This is a genomic window from Pseudothermotoga elfii DSM 9442 = NBRC 107921 (genome assembly GCF_000504085.1).
Taxonomy (GTDB): domain Bacteria; phylum Thermotogota; class Thermotogae; order Thermotogales; family DSM-5069; genus Pseudothermotoga_B; species Pseudothermotoga_B elfii.
On record NC_022792.1, the window covers coordinates 31,568 to 47,678 of the forward strand.

The following is a 16,111-nucleotide window of genomic DNA, read 5'->3' on the forward strand; positions in this document are numbered from 1 at the left end:
GCCTTCAGGCCAGTTATTTTGTCTTCACAATAAATACATCCCCACCACCATGAGATCTTCCCGCAATTCCAGCGGCGTAAGAATAAGAAATGCCCCCTATCAAAAAACCACTCTTTGAATTTTCTAACGCATAAGCAACCTCGTCCATGTCGCCCCCAAAGCATTTTTGCCATATAAGCTCGCCATCTTTATCAACCTTGATAAGCCAATAATCACTACCTTTATGTTTACCCGCAACATCACCATCATCAGACCATGATGTCCCAGCCAGAACATAACCATCTTCAGTTACTAATATCTTTTGAACAATATCATCTGAGCTTCCACCATAGGTTCTGAAAAATTGAACTTTGCCATTTATATCAAATTTGATCATCACAAAATCTGCTTTTCTTTCCTTGCCAACTATTTCTTCAGACCAGCTGACCCCAGCAGCGATATACCCATCTTCGACAGCTGTTAAGTCTACTATCTGATCCCATTCACTTCCTCCAAAAGCGTTTTCCCAGAGTAATCTTCCGTCGGTAGATATTTCTGCGATCCACATATCCGCCGAACCATGGTTTATTTTGACATCACCATCAGCTGATTTTGACATTCCAGCAACTATATATCCATTCTTGGATTTTGCTACGCTGAAAGCTGCATCCCAATCAGTTCCACCGAAATTTCTGCTCCAGACAACATCTCCAGACTTATCAACTTTTACTACCCAGAAATCTTCCTGACCATCTATATTTATGCTGCCCGCAAAAATATATCCTTCATCTTCTATCACATCAAAAGCCGTCTCGTAACCATATGTACCGTAACATTTCTTCCATTGAAGTGTACCTTTGTTATCGAACTTCAAAAGCCAGACGTCTTGTTCTCCAAACTGTGCAAATAGCTCTCCAGAATCTGAATCGCTAAGTGCAAGAACTACAAATCCTCCGTCAGAAGCCGGCGTTAGTGAAACCGCACCATCAGTTCCCGTCCCACCAAATTCCTTTTCCCAGAGCAATTTCCCACCTTTGTCCATTCCAAGCAGTAAAACATCCTGATCGAAATCTTCTTTTGATCCTGTCCATCCAGCGATTACAAATGACCCATCATTTAACCTTGCTATATCATAGGCTATATCCCTTGATGTCCTGCCTATAAATTTCAACCACTCGACATCTTCTCTCGATTGCCTCGTTAAAGGTGAAACAAAAACCAATAATATGAGAAATATCCCAAATATTATGAGTGTCCAGAAAGATGAAAACCGTCCCATAAAACCACCTCTTTTTCATTTTACACCAGCCTTCGAAAAATATTTCTCCATCTCACCTAAATATTATTGATATAATTATAATTATTTTTGATATTTCCAGGCTTATTCCATATATATCAAAATAAAAACTCATATTTATGAAATTACACTTGACAAATTTCAAAGTATATGCTAAAATTTTTTCGGAGGTGGGAGCATGTTAGAATATCTACTCGCAAAGGCTCGTTTAGATGAACTTTTGAGAGAAGCTGAAACAGAAAGAATGTTGAAAAAGGCAAAAGATATCAAAGTTATAGAGGGCTCCAATATTGATAAGAATGAGGTCCAGCAGAGAAAAGATCGTTCAAAAGCTCGTCTCTAATCCATTAATTGCTTTGCAAAATTCTCTATCTTTTCTTCCCTTACACCAAGCTTTGGCTTGGTGTTTTTGACAATCAGTTTCAATATAAATCTGAAGACAAAGTTCATTCTTTCATAGTTAAGTTCTCCACCAAAGTAATCCTTTGCCTTTACAAGATCAAGAAACTGACTCGAAAAATTTCTGGAAACATACTCTTCAAAATCTTTTTCTTCCCCCAGCATGCATAAAAATATACCTATTTTTTTACCCCTAAGATTTTCAATATTCTTTTCACAGAATTTTTTAACCCTCTTGCTTATTTTTCCAGCGTGCACGTAGCTTCCAACAACCACACAATCATATTCATTCAGAACCACTCCATAACCTTTCGCAAGATTAATAATTCTTGCCTCTTTAAATTTCTCTGCCAGGATTTTTGCGCACTTTTCTGTTGTTCCCGTGTAAGTGTCATAAGCAACCAAAACTTTCACAATCATCACCACCAACTGTATTATACGCTGACACAACTACCGGAAAACCAGCTGTCTATAGTATAATTAAAAAAACAAAGGAGATTGGAAATGTTAAACTCATGCGTTCTTGAGGCACTTATCTATTCTATTATGGCGTGTTCAACGTTGATGAGCCAGTATTTTACTATAACAGGTTTTTCGCCTTCACAGATAGGTCTTTTGATGGCGTTAATGCCGTTAACTGCTGTCTACGGAAACTACATATACTTTTCTCTGGTAGATAGATTTTCAACGATAAAAATAATAAGGATTTTTTCAATATCCGCTGTACTTTCCTCCTGGTTGCTTTATATATCAGAAGGATTCGTCATGAAATTTCTTTTCATGGCTGTGCTTGCATTTTTCCAAGCTTCATTTTTACCTTTGGTCGAATCAGCCATGATTGATCTTTCGGAAAAATATGCTTTTTCATACAACAAGATAAGAATCTTTGGTTCTATTGGATACGCAGTAGCAGCATTTTTAATAGGCCAGTTAGTTAGATTGGGGTTTGAATGGCTTTTCATTGTCCTGTCTGTCATTTTTGTACTTATAAATTTGCTAATACGAAAAATCAATATAAAAACTGAAAAGGCCGAAAAAAATCGAAAATTTGGGAAAGTACCCTCGCCTTTTCTGTTCCTCTTCATTATGGTAACAATTGCTATCGGTTTTAATCTATTCAACAGCAATTTTTTACCGGTTTTTGTAAAACACAGAAACTACAATGTGTCAATTGTTGGAACAACCTTGTCTTTAATGGCATTGAGCGAAGTCCCTTTTCTGATGTCCGCAGAAAAAATCAGAAAGAAAATTTCGAGTAAATTTCTCTTTCTTACAGGTATTTTGATAATTGGTGTAAGACTTATTCTCGTACCTATGAGCTGGTCCACCGGAAGCATGGTTTTAATCCAGATGCTTCACGGCTGGACATTTATTGTGGTTTACTATTCAACTATTTTCATCATGAGGGAAGCCTTAAAAGGTCAAACATTGAGATCAGCACAAACACTTTTCTGGATAGCTCTTCAAGGAGTGGGGCCGCTGCTTGGTTCTACGATGGGCGGCATTGTAGTCGACAGCATAGGCATTTCAAACACGTACATAACATTTGGCGCAATTTGCTTGGTTACAAGCGCCGTTTATTCCTCTTATTTTATAAAAAAACTTTGAAAAATCAGCTTTTTATTGCTCCTTCAAGGATACCAGATATGATTCTCTTTTCAAAGATCAAAAACATCAGAATTATAGGCAATCCTGCTATAGCAGACGCCGCCATTAATGACGGCCATGTGAAAACGTTTAATTTTTGATAGAGTGCGAGCCCTATCTGCACAGTCCGCATTTCTCGGGATGTGGTCAAAATTAGTGGATAAAAAACATCATTCCAGGTCAAGACAAAAGTGTTTATACCAAGTACCGAAAGGGCTGGCTTACTCAAAGGTAATATGATATAGCGAAAAATCTGAAAATCGGTTGCTCCATCTACAAATGCAGCCTGATCCAATTCAACTGGCAGCTGTTCGATATACTGTCTCATAAGAAAAATGCCAAATGGTGTTACCAGATTCGGCAAAATCAGAGCCCAGTAAGTATCTATGAAGCCAAGTTTTTTCATCAATATGAAAGTAGGAATGATCGTTACCTGCGGTGGAATCATCATCGTTCCGAGAATCAAAGAAAAAAGAAGTTCTTTGAATCTGAAATTTTTCCTTGCAAAGGCATAGGCCACCATTGAGCAGAAAAACAAATTCCCCACCACAGAGCCCGTCGAGACAATAGCGCTGTTGAGCAAATATCTTCCAAAGTAATCATCCCTGAGAACTTTAACGAAATTATAGAATGTGGGATATCTGTTCACAAGCTTTACATCATCTATATCAACCCAACCATCTCCCAGTGTCTCAATTCTTAACTGAGAAATGTGAAATGTATCCAGAGAAAGATCGCCTGGCTTAATTTCGAATCTGAGATTTTGCCATTCTCTGGATGCCGGGATATCCCTCACTATACAATAATCTACCCTGTCTTTTATATCTTTGAAGCCTACTCTTAGACGAATAGATTCTTCATTTCTTAACCTCAATTCGACGAATTTGACTTTATTTATATCTGAAGAGCCCATCGATGGTGCTATACCGGAAAAATCCTTCGAAGCGTCTATTCTCAAAAAACTATTCTCACCTTCTTTTATTAAATTTATAGTCGTTTTTACAGGTCTGACCTTACTCAGCAGAATTGCCTTCGGCAACTCAAAATCTGTGATGGTCTTTTCAATTGTCCTGTTAAACAAATCACCTTCGGGAACGAAAGCCGTAAAAAACATTAAAAACGTGGGGAAAAGCGATAACACCATAAAGATAATTAGAATCGCATAAATAAAAAATCTCATAATTGCTCACCCTTCAAAAACTTTCTTTGAATAAATGTTACCGACATAATTATCAAAAACAAGATATACGCAATAGCCGAACCATATCCCATCTCAAATTTGCGAAACGACGTATCATAAAGATAATAAACAACAGTTTGCGTGGAGTTCGCAGGGCCACCGCCGGTTAGAGTGAATATTTCTGTGAATATCTGAAAGGAACGAATTGAGTTTATTGATATGACAAAAAGTATTGTTGATTTTAGAAGTGGTAGAGTAATAGATTTCACAATCTGCCATTTTGTTGCGCCATCTATTCTTGCAGCTTCATAGAGTTGAATGGGAATACTTTGAAGGCCTGCAACAAACAAAACTGTATAATACCCTATGGCAGACCATATGTCCATAACCATTATTGACCCAAGTGCTGTTTTCGAGGATGAAAGCCAGCTTCTTGCGGGAAAATTGAACCCCAAAGCATTTAACAACAGATTAAGCGGACCTGTAGCACTGTATATGTACAACCAGATCATAGAAATGACTACCATCGATATTACAGATGGAAGAAAATAGCTCGCCTGAAAGACTCTTTTAAGCCTTATTCCACCTGTCAGGAGAATAGCCAAAAATAACGAAATAACAGTCGTTATTGGAACTGTTATAATTACAAAACTAAATGTATTAAGAAGAGCTTTGAGGAAAATCTTATCTGAAAAAGCTCTTGTGTAATTGGACAATCCGATAAATTTCATAGCCGGGTTTAGTCCAGAATAATCTGTGAAGCTGACAAAAATCGAGAAAATCAATGGATAAGCCGTGAAAAAAATGAAACTGACAATCCACGGAAGTAAGAACAATATTGTGATTCTGCCTCTTTTTTTCATAATTTTTCACTCCACCAAAAACAGGGAGCCAGAGCTCCCTGTTTTTTTCTACATACCCACCTCATCGAGAATTCTCTGAATTTCCGTGTTGTAGAAATTCAAAACTTCATCGACATCTTTGTAGGAAATTATCAAATCATCTACCACATTCGTCAGAACATCCTCGATTTTTGGCCATGCAGGAGTCGGCGGAACAGGAAAAGCTGTTTTCAATTGCTCAAAAAAGACTAAGTGTAATGGATTGTCCTCAAACCATGGGTCTGAAGAAGCCTTTGGATCAGCAGGATAGACCCCTGGATAATGTTTGGTTATGATCATAGCTATCTCTGGTCTCATAAGATAATTTATAAATTTTCTCGCAGCATCTACATTTTTTGTCTGAGAAGGCACAGCGAGTATTTCCCCTCCTAAAAATGAAGCATGAATTCCGTCAGGTTTATCAGGTTTTGGTATAAGACATACACCATAATTTAAATTTGGATATGATTGTGCAAGCGTTCCTATTGACCAGGCCCCACTTACTAAAAAACCTACCCGACCTTCTCCAAACGCATCACCGAGATCTTTTTGTTTGCTTTTCAAAGCGTACTTAGAAAGTTCTTGATAAAATCTGGCCGTATCTCTATTCTGTTGAGAGTTGAGAGTAGCTTTTTTCAAATCCTTGGAAATAACATTTCCACCATTTCCCCATATAGCCAGCAAAAACCATTCCTGCCACGGGCTATATACTTCTCCAGCAGGCAAACCAATTCCGTAAACATCCGGCAATTCAGAAATTTTTCTGGCAGCCTCGAGCAATTCAGACCACGTCTGCGGCGGCCGATCCGGATCAAGCCCTGCTTTCATCATAAGATCAACATTGTAGAACATGGCGCGTGTTCCAAGCAACCATGGATAGCCGTAGTATTTTCCCATGTATTCAGTACTATTCATACCCGGAAAATCCCTATATTTTTCAAGATCCTCCGGATGAAGTTCCGAAAGTACCCCCTCTGAAGCAAAATTTGCTATCCATGTATTTCCCAATTCCACAACATCCGGCGCAGCCCCGGCTGCGATTGCAGTAACTATCTTGTCAAATCCAGTCGACCATGAAAGCTGAACTACTTCCACTTCAATATCGGGAAACTCCTTTGAAAAACCGGAAAGGACTTCTTTTGCCAGAGCATCATCCATCATAAATTGCCAGAATGTAAGTTTGGTTTTTCCAAAGCTGATGACTACAAGGACGAGTATGACAAAGATAAAAAACTTTCTCAACATCTTCAAACACCCCCTTTTAAAAACCGTGATATTTTTTTAAAAACATACCCCATAACAATCGGAGAAAGGGAGTAGGTAACGATATAATTTCTATCGCAGAAATACGTCTTCAGAAATGGATTTCTCGTTATTATGTGAACTGTTTCAAAATTTTCCGACAACTTTCTATGGGCAACTATTTCTTTATCCGAAGCATCAATCAAAAGATCTATAATCAGAACATTTCCAGACACACTGTTGATCCCACTGAAAGGAATAATCTTTGCCTTTAAAAACCTTTTTGCCTGTTTCTTAAAAAATTCGAGATAGCTCTCAGATACATCTGCCTCACTGTAAAATGTCAAATCGGGAAGCACCAATACAGCTTGTTCTGATCTCAATTGCTCAATATGAAATTCCACCGCTTCTTCAATTGCATGGCGGATAAATCCATAACTATCCTCAATAGCAGGAGAGATTTTTTCTATGCGTTGCATACTTTCGGCAAGAAATGTTTTTTCAAGTTTTCCATTTTTGATAAGTTTATGAAGCATTTCAACATAGATTCTCAAAGTTCTGGGGCGAGAAATTATTAGCATATCTCCTCTTGAACTAAAAAAATCCACTAATATATCTTCAGGGCTGTAATGCCGCGAAAGAGATTTCATTTCCACAGCATCACTTATGATCAAACCATCATACTGCAACTCATTCCTGAGCATGGAGTCTATGAATCTTCTTGAAATTGAGGCCGGTTTTTCATCGATCTTTGAATAGATTACATGTGCCATCATTATAGAATCGACACCATTTTGAACAGCTATCCTGAACGGATAAAGGTCCTTATCAAGTTCTTCACGATCAATATCGACAACAGCAATTTCCTGGTGGCTATCCTGGCGAGTTCTACCATGGCCAGGAAAATGTTTTGCACACGAAAGCAAACCAGCTGCTTTATAACCATTTATAGCAGATAATCCAAACTCGGAAACTTTTTTTGGATCGCTTCCATAGCTTCTGTAACCAATCACAGGGTTAGTTTCCGGGAACTTTAAATCCAATACAGGCGCAAAGATCATATTTATTCCAAGTTCTTTCATAAATTTTCCGGATAAATTACAATACTTGAACACAAAATCCGGATTTGTTTGTCCGAAGAGAAGATTACCCGGAGATTGAGGGATGAACGGCAAAATTTCAAGCTGACCGCCTTCGTGATCTGTGGAAACCAACAACTTTTTTCCCTCAAGATTGCACATTATCTCAGCAAATTCAGATGGATCTTCGAAAACCGAAGGATAAAGGAGAACTCCACCAATATCGTAATTCAAAACAACTTTTAAATCATCTGAATTTGATACACCGCAAAAGAAAACTTTCTCATATCTTCCCATTTTGAACGCACCCTTTGCTTTCAAAAACGTATTTCGCAAATTCATAATCGTAGAAAAACCTTTCTAAGAATGCCAAAACAGAACCAAGCGCAACTGTCTTAGAACCACTCATATCCAGTTGCCAGTTGATTTTTTTCACCCTCTTCACAGTAACCTGGCTTTCTATCTTATCTATTACTTTTGAAAGAACGCGCTCCCCAAGTAGATGAAAATCCCCTCCAAGGACAAACAACTCCGGGTCAATTAAATTAACCGCAGTTGCAACCTTATCGCAGATATGCTTTATAAAAGCTTCGAGATCATTCTCGTGTTCTGTTAAAAGATTTCTGTTTTTTTCAAGATCTTCAACTGTAAAAGGCGTTTTTCTTATTACCGGGACACCTTCTCCAAGCTCGCCAGCAGACCCATTACTACCCTCATAAATCGTCCCGTTTATAACCATGCCCGCTCCAAGTCCGACAGGCTTTGAAAGTTCATAGGGGATTGAAAGCAGTAAATACACCAGGTTGTTTGCAAAATTCAAATAACACGCTGCGGCAGCATTTGCATCGTTAAAGAGCAAAAATGGACCATGATAAATACCATTCAGGGAATAATTTTCTATGCCAAGTGCTTCAGAAAACACGATGAAATTCTCAGAAGATTTTATTAATCCCGGCATAGCTATTGTCACAACATCAAACGAATTTTCAAATAAAACCTTGGAAACAACTTGTTCAAAATTTTCTCTATCAATATTAGTAATTAATCTTTTAAAAAAAAGAGCTCTTCCCAGAAAATCGCTGATTGTCCAGCATATCTCTCCTTGTTCTACAGATATACCAAGTAGCTTGAGCCACTCAGGATTCAAGCAAAGTAGTCGGGGTTTTCTCCCACCAGCACTTTTAGCAGGCAGATGATCTTTTACAAAAACTATTCCGCACTCAAGAAGATATCTCAAATTTCTTGAAATAGTTGATTCATTTACAGATAATTCTTCGCTAATGCCCTGAGCTGTCATAGGTCCATTTTTTTTGAGACAAGATAGTATTTGATGGTGCAGATGGTTCAGCATGTTTTTCACCTCTTGTTAGTTGCTTGCATACTGCAACTAACTTATCATAAATATCACTCTCAGTCAAAAGCTGTAAAATGGGAAAATTCTCGAATAACAAAATAATTTTTACTGTTTTAAACTAAAAACCTCCATTTTTTAAAAAATATCTTGTCTTATCGTGACTTTTCTAAAAATATCTTTAATAAAAAAGCCAGCCTTGTATGGCTGGCACCACATCATATTTCAATTTTGTGAACCATTCCTCCTATAGCGGTGGCTTCCTGCTTCACCGACCAAACTTGCCACTGGAAAATTCGATAGTAAAGGCATTATCTTTATAGTCTCAGGTGGTCCACATGCTGATTGCTTGTAATTGCATACAAAAATAAATATTTGTCTGCTGCAACTCATCTTCACTTTCTGCAGGATGAAGACTTCTTGCAGGGCACAAGTTAAATCAAACCTTCACTGGCTCTCTTGATAAGAACATCTCTTACGCATTTTATATGTTCCTCCATTAATTTCTCGGATAATTCTATATCTTTGCTCTTTATTGCTTTGTATATTTGCAAATGTTCTTGATAAGACTGTTTAATTCGCCCCGGATAGGAAAGCGAAAATACCCTTACTCTGTAAAGTTTATCTCGCAAAGCAGATATAACCTTTCTGAGCTCCTCGTTTTTAGATCCCATTACTATAACATTATGAAAATCTGTATTGAGCTGTAACAATCTTTGCAAATTCTCGGAATCAGCTGCAATTGACATTTCTTTCACTATCTGCTCTAAAATTGATATGTTTTCATCATAGCCTCTTTCTATAAAAAGTCTCACAGCTAATCTCTCCAGATACATTCTCAATAAAAGCAGATCTTCGATTTCCTTTCTATTCCATTTTTTCACTGAGAAACCCTTATGAGGTTCTACATCAATAAGCCCTTCAGCCGCAAGATAATTTAATGCTTCTCTTACTGGCGTTACGCTAACGCCAAGGTCCTTGGCAAGGCTATCGATTACTATCTTTTGACCCGGTGAATAACGCCCTTTCAGTATGTATTCTTTTACTCTTTCTACTACTTCATCCTTCAAAGATTTTCTACCTATAACTGTCAAAGCAATTCCTCCTCAGTTCACTGATTATACTATTTTCCCAAGCGCTTTGATTTGATTTTCTTAGATATAAACGGATAAAACAGCGAAAAAACCGTCAACAATATAAGAACTAAAGAAATCTTAGATTGAAAAAATATTGTGAAATCACCGTCAGAGAGCATCAAAGATTGCCTGAATGATTGCTCTAATTTTCCACCTACAACAGTTGCCAAAATCAATGGAGCAGTTGGAATTTCAAATTTTCTCATGGCATATCCGAGTAATCCAAATATTATTAGGAGATAAAAATCAACTGTACTCACATTGACAGCATACACACCTATGAAACACAGGGCAGCAACCAAAGGATACAGTATTTTTGGAGGTACTGCAAGCACTCTCACAAGTAGCCCTGCTAAAGGAAGATTGATCACGGCGCATATAATGTCTCCTACAAAAAGTGCTGCGATAATACCCCAGCCAATTTCGGGATATTGTTGAAACAAAAGAGGCCCTGGTTGAAGCCCATAGATCATGAGTGCACCAAGCATGACTGCCGCTGTACCAGACCCGGGTATGCCCAGCGTGAGAGTTGGTATCATAGCCCCTATAGAACAAGCATTATTTGCCGATTCTGGCGCTGCAACTCCTTCAATGGCTCCTTTACCAAATTTTTCTGGATTTTTTGAGAGTTTCTTTTCAACGTTATAAGACATGAGGGCTGCTATAGTTCCTCCTGCACCGGGTAGTATTCCTATCAGGAATCCTAAAGGTGCAGATCTCAATATTGGTACGACACTCCTTCTCCATTGCTCTTTTGTAATCCAAATTCGCTTGAATTTTTTTTGGATGGATCTATTAGATTCTTTTTTAGCCATCTTTTCAAGATTTTTTAGTACCTCACCCAAACCATAAACTCCCATAATTACCACTATGAAATCAATTCCTCCTTGAAGTTCCAAAACACCGAACGTAAATCTGGAAACACCCGATTGGGGATCAAGCCCAATGACCGATATCATCAACCCTATTGTCATCGACAATAATCCCTTCAAAACCTTGCCTTCCGATAGAGAGGCTGTGGCAGTCAAAGCTAAAACCATAAGTGCAAAATACTCAGGTGGCCCGAACATTAAAGCAATTTTTGCAAGTGGCAAAGCAAGAAAAACAAAGCCAATTGCAGCAAGCAGGCCACCTATAAAAGAAGCTATCGCTGAGATAGCAAGAGCAGCTTCAGCTTCGCCATTCATTGCCATAGGATATCCGTCAAAACAAGTCGCAACTGCTGATGCGTCTCCCGGGATGTTGAGTAAGATTGAACTTCGTGATCCACCAAACATAGCACCAAAGAAAATTGCAGCCATTGCTATTAGAGCTGTCTCGGGCTTTAACACAAATGTTAGTGGCAAAAGCAAAGCTATACCCGTGGCTGGTCCAAGGCCAGGAACCATCCCCAGAATAGTACCAAGAACACTTCCAATGGTTATCCAAAGCATATTTGATGGTCTTAAAACAACTTCAAGTCCATATATTAAGTGTTGCAACGCCTCCATTCAGATCACCACCTATGGCAAGCTGATCATGAAAATTTTTTCAAACACATACCATATACCAAACGTGTATGAAATTGCAACGATAATATTTATCAACCATTTCTTATACCCGTTGAGTAAAAACAACAAACCCACCAAAAACAGCATTGTTGATGCCACAAACCCAATTATTTTGAACAACATAGCATAAGCAAAGCAGGCACATAGAATCGTAAGTATCATAAAATAACTTCTTTTTGGTACCTCTTTCCTTACTTTACTGCCCTCTGTTCTAATAAGCATTAAAAACCCTAAAACACTCATTAAAATCCCCAGACCTATGGGAAAATAAAGCGGGCTCATAGGATTTCCCACCGGTGCTCTTGGCAACCCCAATGTTGTGATTATGTACATGACTCCAAAACTTAAAACCACTATAGCCAATATTTTTTCAGAACTTTGTTTCATAATAGACCCTCCAGATTCCTGCAGGGAGAACCCTGCAGGATTAAACTATTCTTTGTACAAACCGATCTCTCTGAGTATTTCTTTATAGTTTTCATTAACTTTATCCAGGTAATTTTCGAAATCTTTTCCATTCATAAATGCCTTAGTCCAGCTGTATTTCGAAACAATTTTGTCCCACTCTGGTCTTTGAACCATTTTGCTAAAAGTATTTATCCAATAATCCACTGCATACGATGGCATATCCGGTGGTCCAAAGAATCCACGCCAATTTATGAATTCCGCGTCTATTCCTTCCTCTCTAAGAGTAGGGACAGATGACAAAATACCTCCTACTCGCTGTGGAGCAGTTACCGCTAAAACTCTTACTGCTCCTGCCTGCATTGCTGTAACAGTTTCAGCCAGCCCGGTGGATAAAACATCTATATGCCCTCCGAGTAAAGCCGCCAGATGTTCTCCTTCCTGAAAAGAAACGTAAGTTATATCTTTTAAATTTTTCACACCGGCTGCTTTTGCTGCAATGAGAAACTGTATATGGTCCATAGAACCAAACGAAGATATTCCACCCACTTTAATACTCTTGGGATCTTTTTTCAAAGCTTCCATAATTTCTGATATACTGTTGAATTTCGATTTTTTTGAAACTGCGAATGCTCCATAGTCATGTATCAACATTGCAAGCGGGGTAAGATTTTTATAAGAATAACCTGTCTGACCGGTTAGATTTATCAACAGCAATGGCGGAGAAAAAACTATCATCGTGTATGGATCGCCTTTTTTACTTTGCATATGAGCCAAACCAACACCGCCTCCCCCTCCTGGCATGTTGACCACAATTATTGGCTGATCCACCAAATTAGTCTCTTTCAAAATTTGAGAAACCACTCTTGCTGTTGTATCCCATCCTCCTCCAGGACCTGCAGGAGCTATAAATGTGATAGGTTTTGCCGGGTAAATTTCCGCGAATAAAATCCCGGTAAAAAATACAGCTAACATAAAAATTCCAAACCTTAATTTCATAACACCACCTCCCGATATAAAATTTCATGTTAAAATATTTTTTGAGATATCACATATAATATATGATATCATATATTATATGGTTCAAAGCAATTATATAACATGTTACATCTAAAAACAAATCTCAGAATATCTTTACTTTGGGAGGGTATGGCCAATGAATTCAAAATCTTTTGAAAAAGCTAAAAAATTGAGAGAATATCTTCAAAGAGAAGGTGTTCTGACACTCAGGGTTTGTGCATACGATGCGCTCTCGGCTGTTTTAATAGAAAGAGCAGGTTTCGAAGTTGTTGGAACAACTGGGTATGGTATTTCTGCATCACTCATAGGGCAACCTGACATAGGTCTTGTTGGGTTTGCTGAAATGCTTGAAAGAGTGAGAACAATTGTTAATGCTACCGAACTGCCCGTCGATGCAGACATTGATACAGGTTATGGAAATGCGTTGAATGTTTTCTGGGCTGTAAAAAATTTTGCCAGAGTAGGCGTGGCTGGCATCAGGCTGGAAGATCAGGTCTGGCCAAAAAGATGTGGACACATGGAGGGAAAAAATATAGTTCCTCTCGAGGAGATGATTAACAAGATAAAAGCAGCCACCGATGCGAAAAATGAAGAAAATCCGGAAATGGTAATAGGTGCAAGAACTGATGCAAGAACAGTAGCCGGATTTGAAGAAGTGGTTCGTAGGGCTAAAGCTTACGCAGAAGCCGGGGCAGATTACGTTTATGTCGAAACTCCACAATCACTTTATGAGATTGAAACGCTTGTTAGAGAAGTATCCAAGCCAATCTCTTTTAACATCATACCTGGTGGAAAAACACCTATTTTTGAACTGGAGAAACTCGCCGAGTTAGGGGTTAAGTATCTATCTGTCCCGATGATATGTCTGTATCCTGCGACAAAAGCTATTATGGAAGCTCTAAATGCGCTTAAAAACAAAGATCTTGAAAAAATATCACATATGGGTGTCAACTGGTCTGAATTCAATGAAATTGTTGGAATAAAAAAATGGAATAAATTAGAAACAAAATATTCGAAATAAAAACAAAGGCGGGGCAGGCCCGCCAGTTAATTTATTATTCAGCGCAATTTTGCCAAAGTTGCTTCGGCTGTTTCAAGCATATTCTTTGAAGTCTCTATTTGCTTTACGGCTGCTTTAAATCCATCCAGACATTCATAATATGGCAGAGAGGTACCCTCAATATAATTCACAGCCAGACTGTTCTGCAGGATTCCATCTTTCGATATCTCGAAATATCTTTCATCGTCAACAAAAGAACCATCCGGAACATGGTATCGTAAAGCTACAAAACCATCTTCAGTATTGAGCAAATCCCTGCCAAACGAAACCACGCCGGAATCGTCTATCCCTATTACATTAAGAACTGTACGCAAGAAATCTATCTGCCCCCCAACGGTACTTACAATTTCATTGATTTTGCAACCCGGGATATGAAAAATTAGAGGAATATTCATAGCCTCTTTGTATGTATATTCTTTTTCAAAGATCGCAGACAACCTTTCTTTTGATTCTTTATTGAATGGATATAAACCTGCATGATCTCCATACAGTATAAGAATGCATCTCTCATACAACCCTGCTTTTTTCAGCCTATCTACAAAAATTCCAAGGGCGTAATCTGCATAATGAACTGCCTGAAGATAGTTTCCAAACATCGTATTCTCATCTTCCGGTAAAAGCATAAGTTTTCTATATTGTTCCGGTATAACAAAAGGGCTATGACTTGATACTGTTACGAGAAAGGAAAAAAATGGTTCGGGATAGTTTTTCAAAACATCCACAGACTGTTCGAAAAAGGAAACATCATTCAACCCCATACCGAATACTTCATCCTGATTGAAATCTTCCAAACTAAGGAATTTTTCAAAACCAAGATGAGGGTATATTTTGAATCTATTCCAGAACCAACCAACGTTACCGTGCATTGCCACTGTATGAAATCCATGATTTTTCAATATCCTTGGTAGAGCATAAAAATCTATATCAGCATACTTTTCATAAGCAACTTCGTCGCCTGGCACATGCAAAGAGACAAGCGAAACAAATTCCGCATCGGCAGTGTTTCCTATACCTGTTTGTTGATAGTAATTGTTGAAATATATCGAATCATTCCTGACAAGTTTGTTGAGGTTTGGTGTGACTTCCTGACCGTTATATCTCATATTCACCAGAAAATTCTGGAATGATTCAAGTTGGACAACTATGATATTTCTATTTGAAGCAATGGACCAATATTTTTTGGAAGATGGCTGCTCGTGGTTCATATGAGTCACTGAATAGTTCTCTCGCTCAGGTTTCGAAAAGACTGTAGCAATATCAAAAATATGGTACGCAAAAAAGCCATATCTGTTAAAAACCTGGCCAGGCTTCAATTTTTCGGATACAAGGGGAACAATTGCAAATACACTACATAAAATCATTGTCAAAAACAATCCTTTGGGAGTACTGAAATCAGTTGTTCTCAATTGTAAATAACGCCTTCTATCAAAAATCCCAAGTGGTATTAAATCTGCAACAAACAGCAGGGAAAAAAAATTTGTGAAATACCTTATATTTGCCCCAAGTTTTCCAACTTGAGGCAGGAGAACAAGCTGTTTAACAGACGGAAGATTGCCAAAGTTCTGAAAATAGAGAAAATCTATAAAAAGTGCTATGGATATTACGCAATAAAGACCAAACCCCCATTCTCTGAAAAAGAAAGTGAACAGAAGAAAAAACAGAATCAGCCAGCCAGTTGTACTCAGGAGAGTTGAAAATCTCAAAACCTCTGGTACCGTCGTATAGAAACCGAAGATCTTCAAGCTGCTTAAAATAAGTAAAAACAACATGTAATTCAACGTAGACTTCAGCATCTAATCGCCTCCAGTGAAAGATTATACAACTACATTAGTAATCATTGTGGTAAAGTTAAATAGAGCCGAAAAACAAGAAAGAAGGTGAATGT

At 38.1% G+C, this 16,111-nt stretch carries 15 protein-coding genes; 3 read left to right on the forward strand and 12 right to left on the reverse strand.

From position 1 onward, the window contains the following. Positions 1-13: 13 nt before the first annotated feature. Positions 14-1,258, reverse strand: a complete 1,245-nt coding sequence (locus TEL01S_RS00150) for a PKD domain-containing protein (protein ID WP_012002083.1) — start codon at positions 1,256-1,258, stop codon at positions 14-16. 196 nt (positions 1,259-1,454) lie between these two features. Here TEL01S_RS00150 and TEL01S_RS10995 point away from each other — a divergent pair, with 196 nt between their 5' ends. After that, positions 1,455-1,619 (forward strand): hypothetical protein, encoded by a 165-nt coding sequence (locus TEL01S_RS10995; RefSeq protein WP_154654498.1) that lies wholly within the window; start codon positions 1,455-1,457, stop codon positions 1,617-1,619. Here the strand turns inward: TEL01S_RS10995 and TEL01S_RS00155 are convergent. After that, a complete protein-coding gene (locus TEL01S_RS00155) occupies positions 1,616-2,089 on the reverse strand; it encodes a flavodoxin domain-containing protein (RefSeq protein WP_012002084.1) in 474 nt (157 codons plus the stop codon). The genes TEL01S_RS10995 and TEL01S_RS00155 overlap by 4 nt on opposite strands. Positions 2,090-2,179: 90 nt before the next feature. Here TEL01S_RS00155 and TEL01S_RS00160 point away from each other — a divergent pair, with 90 nt between their 5' ends. Beyond that, the gene (locus TEL01S_RS00160; RefSeq protein ID WP_012002085.1) at positions 2,180-3,283 is read left to right on the forward strand and encodes an MFS transporter; all 1,104 of its coding nucleotides are present in this window, start codon (positions 2,180-2,182) and stop codon (positions 3,281-3,283) included. Positions 3,284-3,287: 4 nt separating this feature from the next. Here the strand turns inward: TEL01S_RS00160 and TEL01S_RS00165 are convergent, their stop codons facing one another. The 9 genes from TEL01S_RS00165 to TEL01S_RS00205 all read right to left on the reverse strand — a co-directional run bounded on the left by TEL01S_RS00165 (position 3,288) and on the right by TEL01S_RS00205 (position 13,145). Further along, positions 3,288-4,502 carry a carbohydrate ABC transporter permease gene (locus TEL01S_RS00165; RefSeq protein WP_012002086.1) on the reverse strand — a complete coding sequence of 405 codons (1,215 nt, stop codon included), beginning with the start codon at positions 4,500-4,502 and terminating at the stop codon, positions 3,288-3,290. After that, complete coding sequence (locus TEL01S_RS00170; protein WP_012002087.1) at positions 4,499-5,365, reverse strand: carbohydrate ABC transporter permease; 867 nt, start codon at positions 5,363-5,365, stop codon at positions 4,499-4,501. Before TEL01S_RS00170 ends, TEL01S_RS00165 begins: the two co-directional genes overlap by 4 nt. 48 nt (positions 5,366-5,413) lie before the next feature. Next, positions 5,414-6,628: a sugar ABC transporter substrate-binding protein gene (locus TEL01S_RS00175; RefSeq protein WP_012002088.1), complete on the reverse strand. Its 1,215-nt coding sequence runs from the start codon at positions 6,626-6,628 to the stop codon at positions 5,414-5,416. A gap of 2 nt (positions 6,629-6,630) precedes the next feature. Further along, positions 6,631-8,001 carry a glycoside hydrolase family 3 N-terminal domain-containing protein gene (locus TEL01S_RS00180; protein ID WP_028843587.1) on the reverse strand — a complete coding sequence of 457 codons (1,371 nt, stop codon included), beginning with the start codon at positions 7,999-8,001 and terminating at the stop codon, positions 6,631-6,633. Next, complete coding sequence (locus TEL01S_RS00185) at positions 7,988-9,055, reverse strand: ROK family transcriptional regulator (RefSeq protein ID WP_012002090.1); 1,068 nt, start codon at positions 9,053-9,055, stop codon at positions 7,988-7,990. Before TEL01S_RS00185 ends, TEL01S_RS00180 begins: the two co-directional genes overlap by 14 nt. A gap of 434 nt (positions 9,056-9,489) precedes the next feature. After that, positions 9,490-10,149: a GntR family transcriptional regulator gene (locus tag TEL01S_RS00190; RefSeq protein WP_012002091.1), complete on the reverse strand. Its 660-nt coding sequence runs from the start codon at positions 10,147-10,149 to the stop codon at positions 9,490-9,492. 29 nt (positions 10,150-10,178) lie between these two features. Continuing rightward, entirely contained in the window at positions 10,179-11,681 is a 1,503-nt protein-coding gene (locus TEL01S_RS00195) for a tripartite tricarboxylate transporter permease (RefSeq protein WP_028843586.1), read from the reverse strand. A gap of 12 nt (positions 11,682-11,693) precedes the next feature. Beyond that, positions 11,694-12,128, reverse strand: coding sequence for a tripartite tricarboxylate transporter TctB family protein (locus tag TEL01S_RS00200; protein ID WP_012002092.1), 435 nt, complete (start codon positions 12,126-12,128; stop codon positions 11,694-11,696). 45 nt (positions 12,129-12,173) lie between these two features. Continuing rightward, a complete protein-coding gene (locus TEL01S_RS00205) occupies positions 12,174-13,145 on the reverse strand; it encodes a tripartite tricarboxylate transporter substrate binding protein (protein WP_012002093.1) in 972 nt (323 codons plus the stop codon). A 157-nt stretch (positions 13,146-13,302) separates the two neighbouring features. Between TEL01S_RS00205 and TEL01S_RS00210 the strand changes: the two genes are divergently transcribed. After that, positions 13,303-14,187, forward strand: a complete 885-nt coding sequence (locus TEL01S_RS00210) for an isocitrate lyase/PEP mutase family protein (RefSeq protein WP_012002094.1) — start codon at positions 13,303-13,305, stop codon at positions 14,185-14,187. 38 nt (positions 14,188-14,225) lie between these two features. Here TEL01S_RS00210 and TEL01S_RS00215 read toward each other — a convergent pair whose 3' ends face one another. Further along, positions 14,226-16,019 (reverse strand): LTA synthase family protein, encoded by a 1,794-nt coding sequence (locus TEL01S_RS00215; protein WP_012002095.1) that lies wholly within the window; start codon positions 16,017-16,019, stop codon positions 14,226-14,228. Positions 16,020-16,111 lie beyond the last annotated feature (92 nt).

What these genes read in the sequence shown, in the direction of transcription:
- TEL01S_RS00150 (WP_012002083.1), bottom strand. Translation starts at nt 1,258, where the DNA reads ATGGGACGGTTTTCATCTTTCTGGACACTCATAATATTTGGGATATTT.
- TEL01S_RS10995 (WP_154654498.1), top strand. Translation starts at nt 1,455, where the DNA reads ATGTTAGAATATCTACTCGCAAAGGCTCGTTTAGATGAACTTTTGAGA.
- TEL01S_RS00160 (WP_012002085.1), top strand. Translation starts at nt 2,180, where the DNA reads ATGTTAAACTCATGCGTTCTTGAGGCACTTATCTATTCTATTATGGCG.
- TEL01S_RS00165 (WP_012002086.1), bottom strand. Translation starts at nt 4,502, where the DNA reads ATGAGATTTTTTATTTATGCGATTCTAATTATCTTTATGGTGTTATCG.
- TEL01S_RS00170 (WP_012002087.1), bottom strand. Translation starts at nt 5,365, where the DNA reads ATGAAAAAAAGAGGCAGAATCACAATATTGTTCTTACTTCCGTGGATT.
- TEL01S_RS00175 (WP_012002088.1), bottom strand. Translation starts at nt 6,628, where the DNA reads ATGTTGAGAAAGTTTTTTATCTTTGTCATACTCGTCCTTGTAGTCATC.
- TEL01S_RS00180 (WP_028843587.1), bottom strand. Translation starts at nt 8,001, where the DNA reads ATGGGAAGATATGAGAAAGTTTTCTTTTGCGGTGTATCAAATTCAGAT.
- TEL01S_RS00185 (WP_012002090.1), bottom strand. Translation starts at nt 9,055, where the DNA reads ATGCTGAACCATCTGCACCATCAAATACTATCTTGTCTCAAAAAAAAT.
- TEL01S_RS00195 (WP_028843586.1), bottom strand. Translation starts at nt 11,681, where the DNA reads ATGGAGGCGTTGCAACACTTAATATATGGACTTGAAGTTGTTTTAAGA.
- TEL01S_RS00200 (WP_012002092.1), bottom strand. Translation starts at nt 12,128, where the DNA reads ATGAAACAAAGTTCTGAAAAAATATTGGCTATAGTGGTTTTAAGTTTT.
- TEL01S_RS00205 (WP_012002093.1), bottom strand. Translation starts at nt 13,145, where the DNA reads ATGAAATTAAGGTTTGGAATTTTTATGTTAGCTGTATTTTTTACCGGG.
- TEL01S_RS00210 (WP_012002094.1), top strand. Translation starts at nt 13,303, where the DNA reads ATGAATTCAAAATCTTTTGAAAAAGCTAAAAAATTGAGAGAATATCTT.
- TEL01S_RS00215 (WP_012002095.1), bottom strand. Translation starts at nt 16,019, where the DNA reads ATGCTGAAGTCTACGTTGAATTACATGTTGTTTTTACTTATTTTAAGC.